The sequence below is a fragment of the Janthinobacterium sp. BJB304 genome (assembly GCF_002735765.1).
Taxonomy (GTDB): domain Bacteria; phylum Pseudomonadota; class Gammaproteobacteria; order Burkholderiales; family Burkholderiaceae_D; genus Janthinobacterium.
In genome coordinates this window covers 1-502 of record NZ_PDZN01000062.1, presented here as the reverse complement: position 1 = coordinate 502, position 502 = coordinate 1, and the positions used below count along the sequence as shown (strand labels likewise).

Below are 502 nucleotides of genomic sequence, written 5' to 3'. Positions count from 1 at the left end.
TCGCCAGGATCAGCGCTTTGATCTCGGCGTCGAGCCAGGCAATATGATCCTCGATACCCTGGCGTACCGCCGCGCGCGCCACTTCAAGCCGGTTGCTTTCCTGCTGGCGCATCGCTTGCAAGGCATCGAGGCGCAGCACCAGCGCGCGCAGCGCTTGCTCGGCCGGCGATGGCGCCTGCCAGGGCTCTGGCTGGCGTTCATGGGCGAAGTCGGCGATCAGCTGTGCGTCGACCTTGTCGGTCTTGGTGCGCACCAGGCGTGAAGCGCTGAAGGCCTTGATCTGGGCTGGATTGATGACACTGACCACCATGCCAAGTCCAGCGAGATATTCGGCAACCCCTTCCCAATACGTGCCCGTCGCTTCCATGCACACCCTGGGGCTGCCGGCAGCATGCTTCAGCAGCCATGCGTGGAGCGCGGTGAATCCTTGGTGGTTGTTCTCGACAACCTTGTTACGATGCTTGCCGTTGGGCAGGCGCAGCGCGCAGTCGAGCTTGGCCTT

Annotated in this window: 1 protein-coding gene; it reads right to left on the bottom strand. The window is 63.3% G+C overall.

The features are described 5' to 3' along the window. A partial coding sequence (locus CSQ95_RS28945; RefSeq protein WP_143450136.1) for a transposase occupies positions 1–502 on the bottom strand: 502 nt, incomplete at both ends.